Annotated in this window: 1 protein-coding gene and 1 tRNA gene; both read right to left on the reverse strand. The window is 38.4% G+C overall.

The features are described 5' to 3' along the window. Window positions 1–459: 459 nt before the first annotated feature. Window positions 460–547: transfer RNA gene (locus HMPREF0980_RS18370), tRNA-Ser, on the reverse strand. Window positions 548–582: 35 nt separating this feature from the next. Next, window positions 583–1,017, reverse strand: a 435-nt coding sequence (locus HMPREF0980_RS19275; RefSeq protein ID WP_207643615.1) for a hypothetical protein, incomplete at its 5' end; no start/stop codon positions are given.

A 1,017-nucleotide genomic window follows, 5' to 3' on the forward strand; every position in this document is an offset into this window, starting at 1 on the left:
GGTCTCTCACAGGCCTTAGCGTCGAGACGCTTCCCGATGGCTTGGCGAGGTATTCACCGAGCCTAGCATCGCGGAAGCTTCCTTCGTTCAATCGCGGTCAGGATTAACTGCTCGCTAATCCTATCCCGTTATTACTGTTTTTAGGTTGACATCTCTTTCGATGTCCGTTCTGAATTTTTCTCTTTACAAGAAATTTTCAGGGTCGTTGTCTATTGTTTAATTATCAAGGTTCTTTTGCATCCCCGTTTGGGTCAGCTCAGATATAGTATCACTTTTTGGCTATATATGTCAAGTGCTTTTTTATCTTTTTTTTACTTTTTTTGAACAAGCTCTTAACAGATACTATACCTTGTACGGTGTAAAGCAGTTCCTACTATATATAATAGTTAAGTTACTGTCTGCACAGTGGCCATAAAAAACTGTCTGAAACTTTAGTCCCAGACAGCCATTCATGACTAACGGAGAAAGAGGGATTTGAACCCTCGCGCCGGTTACCCGACCTACACCCTTAGCAGGGGCGCCTCTTCAGCCTCTTGAGTATTTCTCCAGCACGGATTATTATACTAAAGGAAACCTGCATTGTCAATGCTTTTTTGAATTCATCCAGTTAATAATATATTCTTTTGCTTCTTTCTTTGTCTTTATTCCATCTAATACGCTTAATTCTGTGTCAGTAAGATAAGAAGTGACTTCTTTCCAATCACTGAATACATATTCATCTATATTGATGTTTTCCAGTATTTCAATGATTCGGGGTGCCCATTGCTCCTGTCTGAGCCGCAAATCCGACAGACAGTCACATCCGGCTTCTTGTGCCAGATATTCAAGAAAACTTCTCTTTTCCACACCTGTCCCTCCTTTATATGTGAAAGAATACTGTTTATAAAAGTAGACTTTATTGAACAAAAAGCTTTCATTCATTTTATTGTATATGTATTCGCAATTCTTCTGTTTCTCAACAAAATTCTCTTTTTTACCGATAATTTTATTATATATGAAGCGTACAATAAAGTCTAC

Origin of the sequence: Dorea sp. D27 (assembly GCF_001185345.1) — a bacterium.
Lineage (GTDB): Bacteria > Bacillota > Clostridia > Lachnospirales > Lachnospiraceae > Extibacter.